We start from the raw sequence: 18,936 nt of genomic DNA on the forward strand, positions 1-18,936 counted from the left end.
CCGAAAAATCAGACACGCTGAGGTAATCCGCCAGATGATCGATACCCGTCAGATCCGCACCAAAAGTCGGTTCCTTGCCCAACGACTCGCAGGCAGCAAGCGCACTCATCAAGACCAGCCCGAACGCAGCTACGAATCTTCCGCAAATACGTCTTTTCATCTTCACCTTTTCATAGAGAAATCGGTATGGCTCGCACGATCAACGTACTGTCGGCACGACCTTAACTGTGGCGCAGGCGGGCAGATGTGGCTTGTCTTGACACCGTCTCGCCCAACGGGCGGCACGCATGTGCTCTTCCGCCGATCTGATGCAATCCTGTTTGTCAACAGCCGTTGAGGCGCATACGGGCAGGTAGCGGCGGGCATCCACAAGCTGTTCGTCGAGTGACCTTTTCTCCAAATTTTTTTCGCACGCTTCGGGAGTCACCGCCGACGCACACTGTTGTTTGAAAAGGTCGATATCCACGAAGCGTTCATTCATGTCGCGGTTATCAATGCGCGGGGGATACATGGACCAAGGCTCCTTCTGCGGGATCGGGTCGTGCGGCCCGGGATAATCAGGCGCATACGGGCCGATATCGGTCACCACGATCCGCACCGAGCCATCGGCGAGGAAATGCACCCACATATGGCCCAGCCTTGCGTACGGGTCGACCAGCACGTCGGCCTCATGGAAATCACCACCGCCGTGCTTCCAGTCGCTTACGCTCCACTTCACATGCGCCTTTAAGCCCGGATGCCATTTCTCCGGAATGACAGCGCAACAAGTCGTACGTCCTCCCTTGCCTGCCTGAGCGCCCCACGCGCCATTCACCGAAAAATCAGACACGCTGAGGTAATCCGCCAGATGATCGATGCCAGTCAGGTCCGCACCAAAAGTCGGTTCCTTGCCCAACGACTCGCAGGCAGCGAGCGCACTCATCAAGACCACCCCGAACGCAGCTACCAAGCTCCGGCAAAAACGTTTTCTCATCCTCAACTCCAAATCCGAGCTTTCTAAACACCGCACCACTTCATCAATTCGTGCCAACGCCCTGACGCACGCACCGACCTGACCACCTCCAGAAATCTCGCGTCGCTCAGCAGCGCGCCATCGGTTTTCACAGTGACGGCAGCAACATGGCGCTGCACTTCGAACGGTTCGATGCCCTGCTCCAGGACGAACGACGCGGCCACCTCAATCAATCGGTATTGCGCGGCAATGAGATGCGGATGAAGTTCGCCGCCACTAGTCGCGTGCACATCGTCAGCCAGCGTCTGGGCGAACTGCAGTTCGAACAGACGCTCGCCCTGTGCCTCCGACAGCACAATCATGTCTTGACGACGTGGCTCGCTCGACACTGCCTCACCGAACTCCCGCTCCGCATCGAAGCGGTCCAGATACCGCCAACGGGCAACCGGTCCCTTCAACTGCCGTTTCTGTTCGCATGTCAGTAAGCGCTCCAACGTGGCAAGCGCGCGCGTGTCCGCGAACCTCAGGTAATAGCGGTCACCAGCAGCCATCGCGATAGTGCGTTGCGATTCGAGGTGCGCGACGAGTTCACTCAGGTCTGCCCCACTGGTCAATCGACTGACTCCATATCGCCACGGCACGGCGAGCGATGTATTCGCGGACACGATCACGTCAAAGGTGTGGGCCTCGATCAGCCACGGACCGAACCGGTGCGCATCGTAAGAAGATAAATCGCCGTACAGCGAGACCGCACCTGGACAGTGAGTCAATGCTTCGAAGTGCGCCGACGCTTGCAGGATTGCGGCATCGAACAGGACAAATTCGCGGATAGATTCGTTCATGGCGGGCGGCTCGTATCACTGTGGCACGATCGCACTACCCGAGCGCGCGGCGATCAGGAAGCAGCGTTCGCAGAATCGTTCGGGACGCCCCGGGAAGACGATAGGCTTTGTCATCGGCCCCGCACAACCATGGCTGGCTGCATGCACTAGTGACGAGCCCACGGTAGAGCCAACAATGCCACCCCGCGTGATCTCCACTTCCGAGCCGCCACCGTTGATGCGGATGCCCAGTTTCGCCTTCAACTCGATCCAGCCGTCCGTACTCATGATCTCGATCGCCCGTTGGGCAATGATTTCGACCCGGTCGTTCTGCGCCTCGACACGTACCTTCCCTGACGCTGCCACGAGCGTGATACCGAGCTTGTGCACAAACAGCGAGAAAGCATTTGCAACGCTCACAAAAAACGATGCGCCTGTTGCCACGGCGACATGACCTCCGGTCGTCAGCGCGAGGTTCTCGTCGCTCGCAATGTGCGTGCTGGCCGCCGTGGTGGTCTGAATACCCGCGGGGCTTGAAAGCGTCAGATGCGGTTCCGCAAACTCGGGGAATGCGTTGTCATTCGTCGGCGTGCCACCGCACAGCCCATGGTTCTGCTCCTTGATAACCTTCGTAACGTCGCTCTGGTCAGCGTCCCTCTGCTGCGCCCCATGCTGCTGCGCGAGTCCAGCCAGATCTTCGTGGAGATCGAACGCCTGCCTGAGTCGCGCCACCGTTTCACCCATGTCCTTCGCATGGGATTGCGCATCCTGTCGTGCCTCGGTCGTCACGAGCATCCCCTTCGCGGCGCGCAGCACGCCCCAAAAGTCCGTACGCAGTTCATAGCCTTCGCCACGCGCGTCCTGCCGCCCCTTATTGCCGAGAACGCGCCGCAGGAAACCGAGGCTCAGTTGCGAGGCGCCGTGATCGCTGGACAGTTGCGTCTGGATTTCGCCCGGCGTGTCGTCCTGGACGAGGTGATTCGATCGGCCACCACCGAGCTCGCGGCTGCGAAACCCCGACAGCGCCTGGTTGTCCGGCAGCGTCCACGCCGGTGGCTGGAACGCATTGACAGCGCGGCCTGTCACGATCGGCAGGTCGGGGTCACCATTGAGGTGATCGACAAGCACTTCCTCGCCGATACGAGGCAGATGCGTCGCGCCGAACTGGTTGCCCTGCCACGGTGACGACACGCGCACCCAGCAACTCGAACGCTGGTCGTGCAAGCCCCGCCGGTCCCAGGTGAATTGCACCTTCACCCGGCCATAGGCATCAGTCCAGATTTCCTGGTTCTCGGGACCGACCACTGTGGCGCTTTGTGGGCCAGACGTGCGCGGCTTCTCGATAGTTCTGGCGAGCCGGAACGTCTCGCTGGCCGGCTGAATCTCGAAGTCCGTCGTGCAACGGTAGCGCTGCCCCGTACCGCTTGCCTCGCCGGTCTCCTCGATATCGAGCGTCGCGGAAACCACGAGGTATTCACGGTTTGCGGCCGTCTGCGGATAGTGCGTCAGCGCGAAGGTCCGGCCGACCACGAGGCTGCGCAAGTTGCCACGGCCCTTCGCCCGCGATCCGACGCAGCGAAACGCCTGCAACCGCACCCTCGATAGATGTTCAGCTTCGCTCTGTGGCTGGTTACGCTCGCCCGTTAGCCCCGTTGCACCCGCCTGAGGCTGCGCAAAATCGCCCCAAGCGTAAATCTCCTGCCGTGCCTGCGCGGTGTCGCGCGGGTCTTCGTATTTCGCTGTCAAGTCTGCGCGCGGCCGCGTGTAATCGTAATCGACGCTCGATACGGATCCAGCTGTCAGTCCGTTTTGCACCGCCAGCGTGTGAACATGTTCCCTATCGAGGCGCTGACCAGTGGGCCCTTGATAACGGATCGTGCCATACCCCTCATCGTGCGGATGGTTCGCGGCCATCGCGTCGGCAAGCACCAGGCGGTGTTTGCCATCGCTATATTCGAACCAGTAATAGATGCCCCACTCCTCCCAGAGCCGCTGAAGAAACGTCCAGTCGCTTTCCCAGTACTGGCATTGGACATCACGCTTGGGATACGGCGTTCGTGGACTGGGTCCGAAGAGACGTTTCTCCACAGGGAACGTATAGGCTGACAGCACCGCCTCCGTGATTTCCACGACGTCGAGATCCTGGAACAACCGGCAATTCTGGTTCTTCGTGGCAAGCCAGAGCCATGGACGCAACACCAACTCGTAAACGATCGAGCGGTCTTCCTCGCGCACAATGCGCGCGGACGTAACGACGCCGGTAATTTCTCGAGTCTGCGCACCTGCATTCCCCGAATCAGTTTGCCCCGACATGCCTTGAAAGAACTGGCCATTGCCTTCGAGCTCGATCGACACAGTGACCTCGGTGCCGATCAGTTTGTCGAGTTCGATGTTGGCTGCAACACTCGGAGCAAAGGCCAGCGCGTCTGCCGTCTTCAATACGAGTGTGTACTCGAACAGTTTGCCGAGCGTTTCGGTGCCGCGCAGACGCACGGGACAGAGGACCGGCAGACCATCGAGGCCATGAGTGGGCAACGCGGAACCCGAAACCGCCAAGGTACGGGGCTGGATAAGAATGGACATAATCTTGAGCCGTGTGTCGTCGCGCCAAGGTCGGCGTGGCGGATGGTTAATGCGTTACGAGCAGGGAAAGGACCGTCTGTTCGCCCCGTGGATAACCCGAGCCGGGTCAGGGGCGTGACGATAGATGGGAGATGGTGTGGCAGCCGAGCATCGGCCGTATGACGATAAGTCGTTCGGTCTCTGACATCACGAGCAGTCCTTTTTGTTGTCTCGTGATGAAATTAACCGAAGGCTAAGGGAACTGCTATGAGAGCGGTCTGCTTTTGTCCTATTTTTACAAAACTTCACAGCCTTTATGGTTTTCACCGAAGCTCGGACCGTAACCTTGCGTCAGGTTCCCTTTGGGGTCATGCGGCGTATTGGCATGTGGTGTCAGTGTGTGCGTCCGGTCGAACCAAACCGAGTGGTTTAGTGGCCGGAGCACACGCTGGCGTCAAACGATGGTGTCACAAAGGCTATTGCCGCTCGTGCTGAGCTCGAGTTTTGGGCAAATGCGTCCGGCGTTCAGCCAACGCCTCACTTACCCGCTACATAAGCCTTCACTGCCGGCAACCCATCCTTGCCATCAAACGTCTTCACGCCCGCAAGCCACTTATCGAGCACACCCGGATTCGCCTTCAGCCAATCCTTCGCTGCCTTGTTCGGATCCGTCTTGTTCATGATCGGCAGCATCACGTGGTTCTCGATATCCGTTGTGAAGTGCAGGTTCGACACGAGCTTCGCGACATTCGGGCATCGCGTCGAGTAATCGTTCGGGACGACCGTCAGTACTCTGGCTTCGCCGTAGTTGGGGCCGAACACGTCGTCGCCACCGGACAGATAATCGATCTTCATCTGCACGTTCATCGGGTGCGGTTCCCAGCCGAGAAACACGATCGGTTTCTTGTCGCGAACCGCGCGATTCACTTCGACCAGCATGCCCGCCTCGCTCGACTCCACCAGCTTGAACTTGCCAAGGCCGTACTGGTTGCTGTCGATCATCTTCTTGATCAGCGCATTGCCGTCGTTACCCGGTTCGATGCCGTAGATCTTGCCGTCAAGCTTGTCGTAGTTCTTCGCGATGTCGGTGAAGGTTTTGATGCCCGCCTGATACGCGTAGTCCGGCACAGCCAGCGTGTATTTCGCGCCGGTCAGGTTCGGCGTGGGCAGCACGGTAAGCTGACCGGCCTTTTTGAACGGATCGATCATCGGATCCATGGTCGGCGACCAGTAGCCGAGGAACACGTCGATCTGCTTGCTCTTCACACCCGCGAAGGTGATCGGCACCGAGGCAATAGTCTTGGTCGGCTTGTAGCCGAGCCCTTCTAGCACCGTCGAGGCGAGACCGGTAGTCGCCGCGATATCGGTCCAGCCGACATCGGCGAACCGGACGTCACGGCAGGTGGCAGGTTCCGCGGCAAGGACAGATGACACCGACAGCGCGCACAACGACGCAGCCCACAAACGTTTCATGGCGTTCCCTTAGGGTGATTGATGCTTCACTGGTTTTAATAGTCGGATTTTCAAAGTGCGACTTCTTGCGTCGACTTCATTGACGTCAACTCATTTACGCCGACAGTCGCCGCTCGACGCTCGGCGCATGACCAAACTGCGCGCGATAGGCCTTGCTGAAATGACACGGCGAATGAAAGCCGCACACGGCCGTTACCCGCGCGATCGACGCATCCGTATTGCGCAGCAGTTCACGCGCACGACGCAAACGCAGGGTCAGGTAATAGTGCGTTGGCGACACGCTCAGAAACATCTTGAACATGCGCTGCAAATGACGTTGCGACAGATGCACGAGCCGCGCGAGTTCGTCGAGCGACAACGGTTCTTCGATATTCGCTTCCATCAAGCGCACGACTTCGATCAGTTCAGCACGCGAGAAGCCGACCCGCGCGTCGACGGGAATATGCTGGTAATCGGTCGAACCGCGAATCCGCTCGACGATGAACTGCTCGGACACTTGCGCCGCGACTGCGTGACCAAGGCGCATGCCGACCAGCTTCAGCATCAGATCGAGCGGCGCGGTGCCGCCGGTGCAGGTCATCCGGTCACGGTCGATCACGAACAGTTCATCGGCGAAACGCACATGCGGGTAGCTCTTGTGCAAGGGCGACATATCTTCCCAATGCACGGTACAGCGATAACCGTCAAGCAGGTTTGCAGCCAGCAGCGCGTACGGTCCCGTGCAAATGCCGCCAAGCGGAATGCCTTTTGACGCAACGTCCTGCAGCAATGCGGTCACCGTATCGTCCACGTAATCGCGCACATGCCAGCCGGCGCAGACGATCAGCACATCCGGCATACCCGCTTCGGCCAGCGTCGTGGTCGGCTTGACGGTGATGCCGTTGCTCGCTCGTGCCGGTTCGCCGTCCGGCGTAATCACCGACCACGTGTAGTGCTGCGCGCGGCCCACATAGTTGGCCATGCGCAGCACTTCGACCGCGCTTGTGAACGCGATCATCGAAAAGTTCGGCAGCGTCAGAAAGCCAAAGTGCGCGAGTCTGGACAGCGGCGAATCGGATTGAACCTCGACAGGAGAGATCGCGTCGCGCTTCATAGGCGGCTCAGCTGTGCTGCGCCGCCGGCGCCCTGCGCACCTTCATGACACTGCGCAGGCCCGACAGCAACGGCGCCCGCGCGGTGCCTGGCGTACGGCCAAAGCTTTCCGTAATGCGGTCGAGAATGATCGCGAGCATCACCACTGAAAGGCCGCTTTCGAAGCCGAGCCCGATATCGAGCCGCTGAATACTCGCCAGCACGTCGTTGCCGAGACCACCCGCGCCCACCATCGAGGCGATGATCACCATCGAGAGCGCCATCATGATCGTCTGGTTCACGCCGGTCATGATCGACGGTAGCGCGTTCGGAAACTGCACCTTGTAGAGCAACTGCAAGGGCGTGCAGCCGAACGCCTGCCCTGCTTCGACGATCTCGCGATTCACATGCTTGATGCCGAGCGACGTCAGGCGCACAGCCGGCGGCATGGCGAAGATCACCGTGGAAAGGATCCCCGGCACGCGGCCGAGACCGAACAGCATCGCCGCCGGAATCAGGTAGACGAACGCCGGCATGGTTTGCATCAGGTCGAGCACGGGGCGCACGATCATTTCGACGGTACGGCTCTTCGCGGTCCAGATGCCGAGCGGCACGCCGAGCAGCAGGCTGATCAGGGTCGACGAAAGCGTGAGACCGAGTGTGATCACCATCTGATCCCAGAAGCCGGTGCCATAGATCAGCAGCATCGCCAGCAACGTGAACAATGCGAAACGCCAGCCTACCCGCCACAAACCGATACCGACGAAAAACGCCATCAGCGCCCACATCGGCACGGCTTGCAGACCATGCTCGATCACCGCGGCAAAACTCTCGATGACTTTGCCGATGGAATCGAACGTTTTTGCGTCGTGGTCGAGCAGGTAGTGAACGCCGTGATCGACCCAGGCGCCAAGTGGAATGACTTCAGACATGGGAACCTCGATGGCGCGTGAGAACGTTCAGCACGTTCGTTTTGTTGACCGAACCGCAATAGGAGCCGTCCGCTTCGACGACCGGCAGCGGCGCGCGGCTCGCCACCACGCGTTCCACGACGTCGTCCAGAGGCGTAGTACGGCGGATGCATTCGATGTGATTGAGCCGCGGCGACGCACTGCCCATCGCATCGCGGCACACGAAGCCACGAATCTTGCGCTCGCCGTCGAGCACGAACGCGTATTCGGCGCTGCCGTTCAGCGTCGCGGCCACGCTCGAGGCGTCGATCTGCGGCGAATGCTGCATGAGCGGCACGGCGTCCGTCTGCATCAGGTCGCCGGCCGTCAGATAGCGGCTGGTGTCGATGCCTTCGAAGAACGCGCGCACGTAGTCGTCGGCGGGATTCGTGATGATTTGCTGCGGCGTGCCGATCTGCACCACCTTGCCGCCTTCCATGATCGCGATCCGGGTGCCGATGCGCATCGCCTCCTCCAGATCGTGCGAGACGAACAGGATGGTGCGCTGCTGCTCGCGTTGCAGTTCGAGCAGCACGTTCTGCATTTCCTTGCGCTTGAGCGGATCGAGCGCGGAGAACGCCTCGTCCATGATCATCAGCGACGGGTTGACCGCCAGCGCCCGCGCCAGTCCCACGCGTTGCTGCATGCCGCCCGACAGCTGGGCCGGCAGCTTTTCCGCGAACGGCGCGAGGCCGACCTGTTCGAGCACGGTCATGGCGCGCTTCTCGCGCTCCTTCTTGCCGATGCCCGCCACCTCCAGTCCGAACGCTGCGTTGGACAGCACCGAGCGCTGCGGCATCAGCGCGAAGGACTGGAACACCATGCTCATGTCCTTGCGGCGCAGCGCCGTCAATTCCGAGCGCGGCACGCTGGCCACGTCGCGGCCGTCGATCAGCACCTTGCCGGCGGTCGGCTCGACGAGACGATTGATCAGGCGAATCAGCGTCGACTTGCCGGAGCCCGAGAGGCCCATCAGCACGAAGATCTCGCCTTCCCTGACTTCGAACGATACGTTATGGACGCCGACTATCTGACCGGTGCGCGCGAAGACTTCCTCTTTCGTTGCGCCGCCTGCCAGCATGCCGATCGCCTGTTTCGGGTTGGTGCCGAACACTTTGCACAGCCCTTCGACCACGACCTTGGGGGAATTCATTGAATGCTCTCCTATGTCGACCGGAGTTGGCGCTTTAGCGCTTACTCCGGTCCCATGCAACGCTGTCGACCGGAGTTAGCGCTTTAGCTATCGGCCAGAGTGAGCGCTTCACGCTTACTCTGGTCCCACGCAAAGCACTTACTTCGGTCACATGCAAGATGGTTTGCTGCAGTGGCGGACGTCTGTCCGCGCTGTGCATACATAGTTGCCAGAAAAAAGTATGCCTAGCCGACTATTTGCGACAACCACATGTGGAAATGCGACACCGCTGTCGCCCGGGCGCCGCCAGACGGCGGGCAAACCCTTGCTGGATAAGGTTTTTCGGGTGCTCGGGTGGTCAGACGTGCATGTCGCGCCAGAGCAAGTGAATGCGGTTTGGCGGAGAAAACAGCGGTGTCAGGGAAGTGGAAGGCGCACTTGCCGCAATGCAGCAGGCGCGCGGTTGCTCAGCGGGCGTCGTTGCGCACTCGTGGGGACACCCGTTGATCGATGAGTCGTTGCTCAATTTCGCGTGCGAACAGCCTGCAGCAGACGGTCCGCCCGCGAAAAATACCAGATCGCAATGCCGCCCAGCACCGGGTACATACACCACAGGCGCGCGAGCGACCAAGCTTCAGCAGAAAAACCCATTGCGTTCCCCGATCAAACGTGGATATCAGTCGGCAAGATTTGACATGGCACGACCGGGCGATTGATTGCGGGTCGTGACGAAAACAGCATCGCTGGTTTGGACGCAGCGGGGAGAAACCGGAGGTCTGGCCGGTTTATGGTGCACGGGAATCATTACGGCAACCTTAAGGCTGCGCGGCGTTACTCCGTGTTACCAATCTCGCATCCCTCTTGCACCTGCAAACCGCGGCCCTGCCTACACTGCGCAGCATCTTCACTATCATCGCCTGCACCCATCTGGCGACACGAAAAGTATGCGCAAGAACCTATTATCAGCAATTCTCGGCGGCGCGATATTAGTGGCTTCCACAGTCGCTTCCGCCCACGTCGACGTGGGCATCGGCATTGGCATTCCCGGGCCGGTTTTCGTGCCCGCGCAACCGACCTATATCGCGCCTCCGCCGGTCGTCTACGCGCCTCCACCAGTCGTTGGATATGGCTACGGCTATGGCGACGACTGGCGTGCCCGTGAATGGCACGAGCGGCAGGAATGGCGCGAACGACAGTGGCGCCACCATGAGCATGAGGAGCACGAGCGCGAATGGCGCGAGCGTCGCGGCTGGGATGGGGATTGAAACAAACGAGGTGGCGCCGGCATCGACTGGCGCTACAGCCTGTACTTCGAAATGCGGAAGAAGGTTGAAGAAAGTTGTTTGGGCGCCCCTAAGGAGAAGTTAAGCAAAGCTGCTTACTCTGTGGACACGCATCGACCGATATGGCCGGCGCGGCACCATCACTCTCTTGGAGAACCACCGTGAAAGCACTCAAACACGTCATGCTCATTGTTTCGATACTCGCCATCCCGACCTTGTCGTTTGCCCAGCAGATGAGCCCACCGATGAACGACACAACACCTGCACCCGCCGTCTCGATGCACGACATGCAGAACAGTCAGCCCGGTACGCAGTATCAGCAGCCTTCGCGCAAGGCATCCGGCGACAGCTCGGGTTACGGCGCACCTGCCGCAGGTACGTCGCAATCTTCGATGATGCACTTCGTGGGCAAGCACTCCCGCGTATTCGATCATTGAATCCCCGCGCGATGATGCCCTGCGCTTCCGTGCTGCCCACGCGCTGCCCACGCGCTGTCGATTACTCGCAGTAAGTCAGCGGACAAAAATCGGCGCGGAAGCGAGGCACATCTTCGATCAGGAAATCGACCGGACAACCAGCGAGATCATTGCGGCGCGGGAGCCGTCCGATATCCTCGCCGGCCGATAGCCAACGTGAGCATGGCCGATACCGCGAGACTCGCCGCCACCACATAAAGTCCGGCAGCATATCCACCGGTCACGCTCTTCAGCCAGCCAATTGCAAACGGGCCGACGAAACCGCCAAGGTTGCCGATCGAGTTGATCATGGCAATACCGGCCGCCGCGCCGGCACCCGAGAGAAAACTACTCGGCATGGCCCACAACGGCGCCTTGGCCGCGCTAATGCCCACGTTCACGAAGATCAGTGCCAGCACCACCGCAACGATCGTATCCGCAAAACCCGCCCATGCGAGCCCAATGCCCGCAGCAATACACGGAAGCACCACATGCCACGTGCGTTCGCCAGTGCGATCCGAATGACGAGCCCACAGCACCATGCCGATCACAGCCAGCACGCTGGGAATCGCATTCAACGCGCCGGTGCCAAGCGCGCTAAAGCCGAATTGACGAATGATCAGCGGCGCCCATAGCCCGAGCGTATAAAGACCCGCAGACGTGCCGAAGTAAATCATCGACATGATCCACACGCGCGGGTCGCGCAGTGCCGCCAGCGCACCTGCCGCATGTCCTGCCTGCGATTCACGTCCCGCGCGTTCTTCGCGCAGGGTTGCGACGAGCCACGCTTTTTCATCCGCGGCAAGCCACGTTGCCTTTTCTGGCGAATCGGTGAGTGCTTTCAACACCACGAACCTGAGAACGACAGCAGGAATCGCTTCGATGATGAACAGCCATTGCCAGTCCTTCAATCCGAACAGGGCCGGCATCTGCATGATGGCGCCTGAAATGGGCGACCCGATTGCCGTCGACAAAGGCGCAGCCGCCATGAATGCCGCCGCCGCGACCGCGCGCTGCCGTGCGGGAAACCACTGGCTGAGATAAAGAATGATGCCGGGAAAGAAACCGGCTTCGGCCACGCCAAGCAGAAAACGCAACGTATAGAACGAGTTCGGTCCGACGACAAACGCGGAAGCCGCTGACACCAGCCCCCACGTCACCATTACGCGTGCAATCCAGATGCGCGCACCGACCTTGTTCAGAATGAGGTTCGAAGGTACCTCGAATAGAAAGTACCCAAGAAAGAAAATGCCGCCGCCCAGCCCGAACATGGTCGGCGAGAGTCCGAGGTCCTTGTTCATCGTAAGCGCGGCGAAGCCGACGTTCACACGATCGAGAAAGCTGACAAAGTAAAGCAGCATGACGAAGGGCAAAATTCGCCACGTCAGCTTGCGAACCACACGGGCCTGCAATTCATTGGTCATGCCAGTCTCCATTCTTTAAATCGCCCGTGACGTGCTCGTCCGGGCGTTATGTTTTTTTGTGTCATGCGCGCGTTGCGCACTGTGCATTGCGCGTCGCGTATTGCGCGTTAAGCCGCTTTGAATTCAGCCGCCGGTTCCGCTGCGAGGATCGCGCAGACCGCGTCGGTCACCTGCGCTGTTGTCGCCGTGCCGCCGAGATCGCCCGTGTGCAGCGCCGGGTTAGCCGTGATGCGCTCGATCGCATTCATCAGTTGTTGCGCAGCGACCATTTCTCCGAGATGCTCGAGCATCATCACAACCGACCAGAACGTGCCGACCGGATTGGCGAGACCCTTGCCCATGATGTCGAACGCCGAGCCGTGAATCGGCTCGAACATCGAGGGATAGCGGCGCTCGGGGTCGAGATTCGCGGTCGGCGCGATACCGAGGCTGCCGGCCAGTGCCGCTGCCAGATCGCTCAGAATATCCGCGTGAAGGTTCGTGGCGACGATCGTGTCGAGCGTTGCGGGACGATTGACCATGCGGGCGGTGGCGGCGTCGACGAGTTCCTTGTCCCATGTCACATCGGGAAACTCCTTCGAGACCTCCAGAGCAATCTCGTCCCACATGACCATGGCGTGGCGTTGCGCATTGCTCTTGGTGACCACCGTCAGCAACTTGCGCGGCCGCGACTGGGCGAGGCGAAATGCGAAGCGAAGAATACGCTCGACGCCCGCGCGGGTCATCATGGAAACGTCCGTGGCCACTTCGATCGGATGGCCCTGATGTGCGCGTCCGCCTACGCCGGAGTACTCACCCTCGGAGTTCTCGCGAACGATCACCCAGTCGAGATCCTTCGGCCCACAGCGCTTTAACGGTGCGTCGATGCCGGGAAGGATGCGGGTGGGACGCACGTTCGCATACTGATCGAAGCCCTGACAGATTTTCAGGCGCAAGCCCCAGAGCGTTACGTGATCGGGAATATGCGGATCGCCCGCCGAGCCGAACAGAATTGCATCCTTGTTGCGGATGGCATCGAGTCCGTCGGCCGGCATCATCACACCGTGCTGGCGATAAAAATCCCCGCCCCAATCGAAATTCTCGAACTCGAACTGGAAGGCGTCGCTTCGCGCAGCGATGGCTTCGAGAACCCGTTGGCCCGCAGGAACGACTTCCTTACCGATGCCGTCGCCGGGGATGGTTGCGATGCGATAGGTCTTCACTGGCGTCTCCATGATATTGAACGTATGGCTGCATCCTAGAACGGGGACCACTCGTGAAAACGCTGTTAGACTCAAAGCATCTTTAACCTGAAGTTAATAATGGGCACTTCATCGGGCTGCTCATTGCACCACTCAACATGACCTCGTCGATACAGCCGGACGACCTCGCCTTCTTCTCCACACTCGCCGCCAGCGGAAGCCTGACGGCGGCTGCCCGCGAACTCGGCTTGAGTACCGCAGCCGTGAGCAAGCATCTGTCGCAGATGGAATCGCGCGCGAGCGTGTCGCTCGTTAACCGCACAACGCGGCGCATGAGCCTCACGCCGGAGGGCGAGCTTTATCTGACGCGCGCGCGGCGCATCCTGAGCGAAATGGACGACCTGGCGCAGTTGCTCGGCGGCTCGCAAGCAGTGCCGAAAGGTCTGCTGCGCGTGAATGCAACGCTAGGTTTCGGCCGCAGTCACGTGGCGCCGCTGATTTCCCGGTTTGTGCGGCGCTTTCCCGAGGTGGACGTGCAGTTGCAACTCTCCGTCGACCCGCCGCCAATCAGCGACGACGCCTTCGACGTCTGCGTGCGCTTCGGCGAACCACCAGATGCTCGCGTGATAGCGCGCCGGGTCGCGTCCAATCGGCGGCTGCTTTGTGCATCGCCCGCGTATTTCGCCAAACGGCGCGCACCACGCAGCCCGGCAGAACTATCGCAACACAACTGCATCGGCATTCGTCAGGGCGACGACGGCTACGGGCTATGGCGTCTGACCAGCGGACGCGGTGCAACCGAAAAGACCGAGACCGTACGCGTGCGCGGCAACCTCACCACCAATGACGGCGAGATTGCAGTGAAGTGGGCACTGGACGGCCACGGCATTCTGATGCGGGCGGAATGGGATATCGCGGAGTATCTCGCCGATGGCCGCCTTGTTCATGTATTGCCGGAATACCGCACGCCGGGTGCCGACATTTACGCGGTGTACCCGCAACAGTTGCAAATGACGGCGCGGGTCAAGGCATTCGTCGACATGCTGATAGAGACGCTTGGCGCGCGTTGAGTCAGTCTTCCGCTAGTTCTGCAATGCAGAACTAATGCATCAAGCCCAGCCGGCAATTCAAACCGGATAATTCCGCCAACTTCCTTACATTACAAAGCCTTACGGAACAAATCAAGCACGGCTATAGCGCCAGGTGTTTTCCCTATTTTGTCCTGCATTGCAGTCCAAACGAGCGATTTCCCTCGTTGACATAGAACGAACGGTCGTGCCAAATTGCGCCTGCATCCTGTGCGCAAGCACGCGATCAATGAGTTCATAGCAGCGCCGAGCCGCCCCAGCGATCAGGAGACAACGCAGCACGCAACCGGACCCAAGGCGCACACCAGCAGACCCACTATTTCGCATCCCTGATCAGATTGCGAAGGTTTGTTATCGCCCATTGAAATCATATCGCGCAACAGATCGCCAGAATCTTGCAGCACACGCATTACTTCGCCAGTTCAATTGATTTCAATAAACAAGGAGACACGAAGCATGCCGGCAAGTCATCGCAATCGGGTTGGAGCCATTCTCGGATTAGCAGGTCTGTGTGCATTGGGCGCCGCCCAGAGCGCCCACGCGCAAAGCAGCGTCACGCTGTACGGTATCGTCGACGCCTCCCTCCTCTACACCAGCAAAACACTTAACGCGACGACCGGTCAGAGCGCGGGTCACCAATACTCGTTCACCGACAGCGGCCTCTCCGGTTCGCGCTTCGGCATGCGGGGCGCCGAAGATCTCGGCGGCAGCACGCGCGCGATCTTCGAACTCGAAAGCGGTATCAGCATTGCCAATGGCTCGCTCAGCAATTCGAACGGCAACGAATTCGGGCGGCAGGCGTGGGTCGGCATCGACAGCCGCTACGGTACGGTCAAGGCCGGTTTGCAGTTCTCGCCCTTCTTCCTCGCGGTGTACGACTTCGATCCGCGCGAGATGTCGTACTTCGGCAGCGGCCTCATCACCTACCTCAATAACGTCTATGTGACCGGTCTGTTCAACCCGAACGGCATTTCGTACACGTCGCCGGAAATCGCTGGCTTGCAAGCCAGCGCGATGATGGCATTGGGCGGCACAGCCGGGGATTTTCAGGCGGGGCGCCAGTACTCGGCGAGCCTGCGCTACCACCTCGGCTCGCTGACGGTCGATGCCGCGCTCTACAGCGGCAACGCCGGTGGCAGTGCTGCCTCGATCGCGATTCCGAGCGTGGTCGAATTCGACGGCCGTGCAATCGGCGCCAGCTACGTGTTCAACAACCTGACCGTGAAGGCCTCGTACGTACAGTACAAGGTGGCCGGTTCGTTCAATGATCGCGTCTATTCAGGCGGCGCCAGTTATCGCATCACACCGGCGCTGAACGTCGACGCGGGTGTGTGGGTTACGCGCGATGGGAACAACTCGTCGAACAATTCGATACTGGCATCCGCCGGGCTGGAGTATTCGCTGTCGAAGGCCACCGTGGTGTATGGGCAAGGCGGCTTCGTAACGAACCACGGCGCGATGCACACCGGACTGTCCGTCAACAACGCACTGAACGAAGCCACGGGCACCACGGCCGGCGTGAACGTCGGCCTCCGGCACATGTTCTAGTGGACGCAGAACGCGGGATGCCGGCGTGCCACGCGAGCGCTGCGCCGGATCATGCGAAATTGTGGCCTTACTGATCGTAGCCAGGATTACGCCGCGTCAAACGACGCAGCAAACCTGGCCACACCAGATCGGCGCCCTTGCCTTTGCTAACCTGACGCGCCTGCTCACCCATCGTCTCGATGATCGACTGCGGTACCTCGATCAGCTTACCGCCTGCTTGAGCGAGGATCTGGATACGGCATGACGTTTCGAACAGATACATGGCCTGAAACGCTTCGGCGACGGTCCGTCCGCAGGTCAGCAGACCGTGATTGCGCAGCATCATGAAATTGGCGTTGCCGAGATCGCTGACCAGCCTCGCCTTTTCCGCGTCGCGCAGCGCGACGCCTTCATAGTCGTGATAGGCGAGGTTCGTCAGCACGAAACCCGATTGCTGCGACAGCGGCAGCAATCCCTCTTCTTGCGCCGCGACTGCGACGCCATAGGCCGTATGCGTATGCAACACGCAATTCACGTTGGGCCGCGCGTCATGCACGGCGCTATGAATCACGAAGCCGGCAGGATTCACGTCAAACGGCGTGGGCATGACGGGATGACCCTCATGGTCCACCTTGACGAGACTCGACGCGGTGATTTCCTCGAAGAACAGGCCATACGGGTTGATCAGAAACTGGTGCTCGTGTCCCGGCACGCGCGCCGAAATATGCGTGAACACCAGATCGTCCCAACCGAACAAAGCCACCAGCCGGTAGGCGGCGGCAAGGTCGACGCGGGCCTGCCACTCTTCAGGAGACACCATCTGACGAACGCTGGGGATATCGAGTACGGAGTTCATGGGCGGGACACCTTGAGAAAGCGAAGAACATCGTGTTGACGGCTGCGTTGCGAAGCACTCGCGCCGGAATGTATCGAGCGCGTCAGCGGCGGGTTAGTTTCTGCATTGCAGAATACTGGGGCGTGCAAAGTGAAGTCAAGCCGACTTTCCATTTTCACCGACGCTGCTCGCGCATGTGAGCGGCAGGTCGTCGATCCATGCGGAATGCAAGCAATGGCACGGTTCTTTTACGATTGACGTATGGCGCGTCAAACGTGCCAGCGTGGAGCGCGAGCGGTCTAAGTGACTTCCCTAATAATCTGCAATGCAGAACAAGCAAATGGAAAAACCTGTTGACGAAAAGCGAACGCCCGTGCCAAATTTCTCTCGCGCCACTACGTATCGCTGTTTGCATTTTTGCCGATGCGCGCGCGTTTCAAACCGTCGACAACCGTCGATAACGGTCGCCGGATTCGAGCAGCGGCTGTTGTCCCGTCCGTAGTCAGGCGTGCGGCGAAGCGTCCCCAGAAGCACGGGTGACAATTGCACCGCGCGCCTCCGTTGGAGGGTGTAAAAGCGTGGATATGTTTTTGCAGCAGTTTCTCAACGGGTTGACGCTGGGTGGCATCTACAGCCTCGTCGCACTCGGACTCACGCTGGTCTACGGCATTCTCGCGGTGCCGAATTTCGCTCACGGCGCGTTCTACATGGTCGGCGCGTTCGTCTCGTTCTACCTGATGAGCCGGCTCGGCTGGAACTACTGGCTCGCCATGATCGGCTCAGGCGTCGCGGTCGCGGTGCTCGCGATTCTCGCCGAGCGGCTGGTGTTTCATCCGTTGCGCAAATCCTCCGAATTGCATCCGATGATCGCCGCGATCGGCCTTCTGCTGTTTCTCGAAGCCGGCGCGCAAGCGATCTGGGGCGCGGACTTTCACCGCATGGCCACGCCCTACGCCGGGATCATCGAACTGGGCGGCGTGACCGCACCGTTGCAGCGCTTGCTGATCATCGCCGCCGCGTTCGCGCTGGTGGTGCTGCTGCAACTTTTCCTCAAATACACGGTGATCGGTTCGAGCATCATCGCGATGGCGCAGGACCGTGAAGGCGCCTCGCTGATGGGCATTGACGCCAACAAAGTCACGATGCTGACCTTCGGCATCTCGGGCCTTCTCGCCGCCGTAGCAGCCACGCTGTACGCACCGATCAACCTGGTCTATCCGGCGATGGGTCAACTGGTGATCCTGAAGGCCTTCGTGATCATCATTCTCGGCGGCATGGGCAGTGTGCCGGGCGCGATCGTGGGCGGGTTGATCATCGGCATGGCAGAGAGCTTCGGCGCCTTCTACATCTCGACCGACTATAAAGACATCATCGCCTTCGTGCTGCTGGTGGTGATTCTGTCGGTTCGTCCTCAAGGGCTGTTCACCAGGGAACTGCGCGCATCGTGAGATCAGTCATGAAATTATTCGAGGGCAAGCTGGGGTGGACGCTGCTGTTCGTGCTCGGTCTCGTGTTTCCGTTTCTGGCCACCAACGACTACATGCTCACCGTGATGTCCACCGCATACATCTTCGCGCTGGCCACCGTGGGGCTGAATCTGATCACCGGCTACACGGGGCAATTCAATCTCGCGCACGGCAGCTTCATGGCGGTGGGCGCGTACACGGTGGGCATTCTCACGGTCGATCATCAGGTGCCGTTCTGGCTCGCGTTTATTGCCTCGGGCGTCGTCGTCGCGATACTGGGCGCGCTGGTCGGCCTCGTGTCGCTGCGTCTGCGTGGCCATTACTTTTCTATTTTCACGCTGTGCGTCGGCTACATCATGTTTCTCGTGATCGAGAAATGGGACAGCCTCACGCACGGCGTCACGGATATTGTCGGCATTCCGGCGCCTTCGGGTTTCGGCATCGTCTCGTTTGAAAACCCGCGGCCGCTCTATTACCTGGTGTTCGCGTTCCTCGTGCTCGGCGTGTGGCTGATGCATCGCATCGTCAACTCGCTGCTCGGCCGGACCTTCATGGCGATCCGCAATAGCGACGGCCTCGCGCAGTCGCTCGGCATCAACCTGATGCGCAACAAGGTGCTGGCCTTTGTCCTGTCGGTCGTCTATGCGGGGCTCGCAGGCGGTCTCTATGCGGGCTCCGTGCGCTTTCTCGCACCGGATCTGGCCGGCGTCGACCAT

The 18,936-nt window shown here is 60.1% G+C and carries 16 protein-coding genes; 6 read left to right on the forward strand and 10 right to left on the reverse strand.

The window, feature by feature from the left end:
* Positions 1-199 precede the first annotated feature (199 nt).
* From VFE81_RS10875 to VFE81_RS10905, 7 genes are all read right to left on the reverse strand, one after another.
* Complete coding sequence (locus VFE81_RS10875) at positions 200-973, reverse strand: DUF3304 domain-containing protein (protein WP_325044597.1); 774 nt, start codon at positions 971-973, stop codon at positions 200-202.
* 23 nt (positions 974-996) lie between these two features.
* Positions 997-1,794, reverse strand: coding sequence for a DUF4123 domain-containing protein (locus tag VFE81_RS10880; RefSeq protein ID WP_325044598.1), 798 nt, complete (start codon positions 1,792-1,794; stop codon positions 997-999).
* 15 nt (positions 1,795-1,809) lie between these two features.
* Complete coding sequence (locus VFE81_RS10885) at positions 1,810-4,356, reverse strand: type VI secretion system Vgr family protein (protein ID WP_325044599.1); 2,547 nt, start codon at positions 4,354-4,356, stop codon at positions 1,810-1,812.
* A gap of 516 nt (positions 4,357-4,872) precedes the next feature.
* Positions 4,873-5,808: a choline ABC transporter substrate-binding protein gene (locus tag VFE81_RS10890; RefSeq protein WP_325044601.1), complete on the reverse strand. Its 936-nt coding sequence runs from the start codon at positions 5,806-5,808 to the stop codon at positions 4,873-4,875.
* Between the two features lie 94 nt (positions 5,809-5,902).
* Positions 5,903-6,901, reverse strand: coding sequence for a GlxA family transcriptional regulator (locus tag VFE81_RS10895; protein WP_325044603.1), 999 nt, complete (start codon positions 6,899-6,901; stop codon positions 5,903-5,905).
* Between the two features lie 7 nt (positions 6,902-6,908).
* Complete coding sequence (gene choW, locus VFE81_RS10900) at positions 6,909-7,811, reverse strand: choline ABC transporter permease subunit (RefSeq protein ID WP_325044604.1); 903 nt, start codon at positions 7,809-7,811, stop codon at positions 6,909-6,911.
* The gene (locus tag VFE81_RS10905; protein WP_325044605.1) at positions 7,804-8,982 is read right to left on the reverse strand and encodes a glycine betaine/L-proline ABC transporter ATP-binding protein; all 1,179 of its coding nucleotides are present in this window, start codon (positions 8,980-8,982) and stop codon (positions 7,804-7,806) included. The genes choW and VFE81_RS10905 overlap by 8 nt, the downstream gene beginning before the upstream one ends.
* 923 nt (positions 8,983-9,905) lie before the next feature.
* Here VFE81_RS10905 and VFE81_RS10910 point away from each other — a divergent pair.
* Entirely contained in the window at positions 9,906-10,226 is a 321-nt protein-coding gene (locus tag VFE81_RS10910; RefSeq protein ID WP_325044606.1) for a hypothetical protein, read from the forward strand.
* 179 nt (positions 10,227-10,405) lie between these two features.
* A complete protein-coding gene (locus VFE81_RS10915; protein ID WP_325044607.1) occupies positions 10,406-10,681 on the forward strand; it encodes a hypothetical protein in 276 nt (91 codons plus the stop codon).
* Positions 10,682-10,827: 146 nt separating this feature from the next.
* Here the strand turns inward: VFE81_RS10915 and VFE81_RS10920 are convergent, their stop codons facing one another.
* Both VFE81_RS10920 and VFE81_RS10925 read right to left on the reverse strand, forming a co-directional pair.
* Positions 10,828-12,123, reverse strand: coding sequence for an MFS transporter (locus VFE81_RS10920; protein ID WP_325044608.1), 1,296 nt, complete (start codon positions 12,121-12,123; stop codon positions 10,828-10,830).
* Positions 12,124-12,230: 107 nt separating this feature from the next.
* A complete protein-coding gene (locus tag VFE81_RS10925; protein ID WP_325044609.1) occupies positions 12,231-13,325 on the reverse strand; it encodes a tartrate dehydrogenase in 1,095 nt (364 codons plus the stop codon).
* A gap of 137 nt (positions 13,326-13,462) precedes the next feature.
* Between VFE81_RS10925 and VFE81_RS10930 the strand changes: the two genes are divergently transcribed.
* Complete coding sequence (locus VFE81_RS10930) at positions 13,463-14,374, forward strand: LysR substrate-binding domain-containing protein (protein ID WP_325044610.1); 912 nt, start codon at positions 13,463-13,465, stop codon at positions 14,372-14,374.
* 474 nt (positions 14,375-14,848) lie between these two features.
* On the forward strand, positions 14,849-15,940 hold the full coding sequence (locus tag VFE81_RS10935; RefSeq protein ID WP_325044611.1) for a porin: 1,092 nt from the start codon (positions 14,849-14,851) through the stop codon (positions 15,938-15,940).
* 67 nt (positions 15,941-16,007) lie between these two features.
* On the opposite strand, the gene VFE81_RS10940 is transcribed toward VFE81_RS10935, so the two are convergent.
* Positions 16,008-16,775 (reverse strand): class II aldolase/adducin family protein, encoded by a 768-nt coding sequence (locus VFE81_RS10940; protein ID WP_325044612.1) that lies wholly within the window; start codon positions 16,773-16,775, stop codon positions 16,008-16,010.
* A 563-nt stretch (positions 16,776-17,338) separates the two neighbouring features.
* On the opposite strand from VFE81_RS10940, the gene VFE81_RS10945 reads away from it, so the two are divergent.
* Both VFE81_RS10945 and VFE81_RS10950 read left to right on the forward strand, forming a co-directional pair.
* On the forward strand, positions 17,339-18,202 hold the full coding sequence (locus VFE81_RS10945) for a branched-chain amino acid ABC transporter permease (protein WP_414695577.1): 864 nt from the start codon (positions 17,339-17,341) through the stop codon (positions 18,200-18,202).
* Positions 18,203-18,210: 8 nt separating this feature from the next.
* Positions 18,211-18,936: branched-chain amino acid ABC transporter permease (locus VFE81_RS10950; protein ID WP_325044614.1), on the forward strand; the 726-nt coding region annotated here is incomplete at its 3' end.

It is taken from the genome of Paraburkholderia sp. (assembly GCF_035656215.1).
GTDB lineage: Bacteria > Pseudomonadota > Gammaproteobacteria > Burkholderiales > Burkholderiaceae > Paraburkholderia.

What these genes read in the sequence shown, in the direction of transcription:
- VFE81_RS10935 (WP_325044611.1), top strand. Translation starts at nt 14,849, where the DNA reads ATGCCGGCAAGTCATCGCAATCGGGTTGGAGCCATTCTCGGATTAGCA.
- VFE81_RS10905 (WP_325044605.1), bottom strand. Translation starts at nt 8,982, where the DNA reads ATGAATTCCCCCAAGGTCGTGGTCGAAGGGCTGTGCAAAGTGTTCGGC.
- VFE81_RS10885 (WP_325044599.1), bottom strand. Translation starts at nt 4,356, where the DNA reads ATGTCCATTCTTATCCAGCCCCGTACCTTGGCGGTTTCGGGTTCCGCG.
- VFE81_RS10890 (WP_325044601.1), bottom strand. Translation starts at nt 5,808, where the DNA reads ATGAAACGTTTGTGGGCTGCGTCGTTGTGCGCGCTGTCGGTGTCATCT.
- VFE81_RS10945 (WP_414695577.1), top strand. Translation starts at nt 17,339, where the DNA reads ATGTTTTTGCAGCAGTTTCTCAACGGGTTGACGCTGGGTGGCATCTAC.
- VFE81_RS10910 (WP_325044606.1), top strand. Translation starts at nt 9,906, where the DNA reads ATGCGCAAGAACCTATTATCAGCAATTCTCGGCGGCGCGATATTAGTG.
- VFE81_RS10875 (WP_325044597.1), bottom strand. Translation starts at nt 973, where the DNA reads ATGAGAAAACGTTTTTGCCGGAGCTTGGTAGCTGCGTTCGGGGTGGTC.
- VFE81_RS10880 (WP_325044598.1), bottom strand. Translation starts at nt 1,794, where the DNA reads ATGAACGAATCTATCCGCGAATTTGTCCTGTTCGATGCCGCAATCCTG.
- choW (WP_325044604.1), bottom strand. Translation starts at nt 7,811, where the DNA reads ATGTCTGAAGTCATTCCACTTGGCGCCTGGGTCGATCACGGCGTTCAC.
- VFE81_RS10940 (WP_325044612.1), bottom strand. Translation starts at nt 16,775, where the DNA reads ATGAACTCCGTACTCGATATCCCCAGCGTTCGTCAGATGGTGTCTCCT.
- VFE81_RS10920 (WP_325044608.1), bottom strand. Translation starts at nt 12,123, where the DNA reads ATGACCAATGAATTGCAGGCCCGTGTGGTTCGCAAGCTGACGTGGCGA.
- VFE81_RS10930 (WP_325044610.1), top strand. Translation starts at nt 13,463, where the DNA reads ATGACCTCGTCGATACAGCCGGACGACCTCGCCTTCTTCTCCACACTC.
- VFE81_RS10895 (WP_325044603.1), bottom strand. Translation starts at nt 6,901, where the DNA reads ATGAAGCGCGACGCGATCTCTCCTGTCGAGGTTCAATCCGATTCGCCG.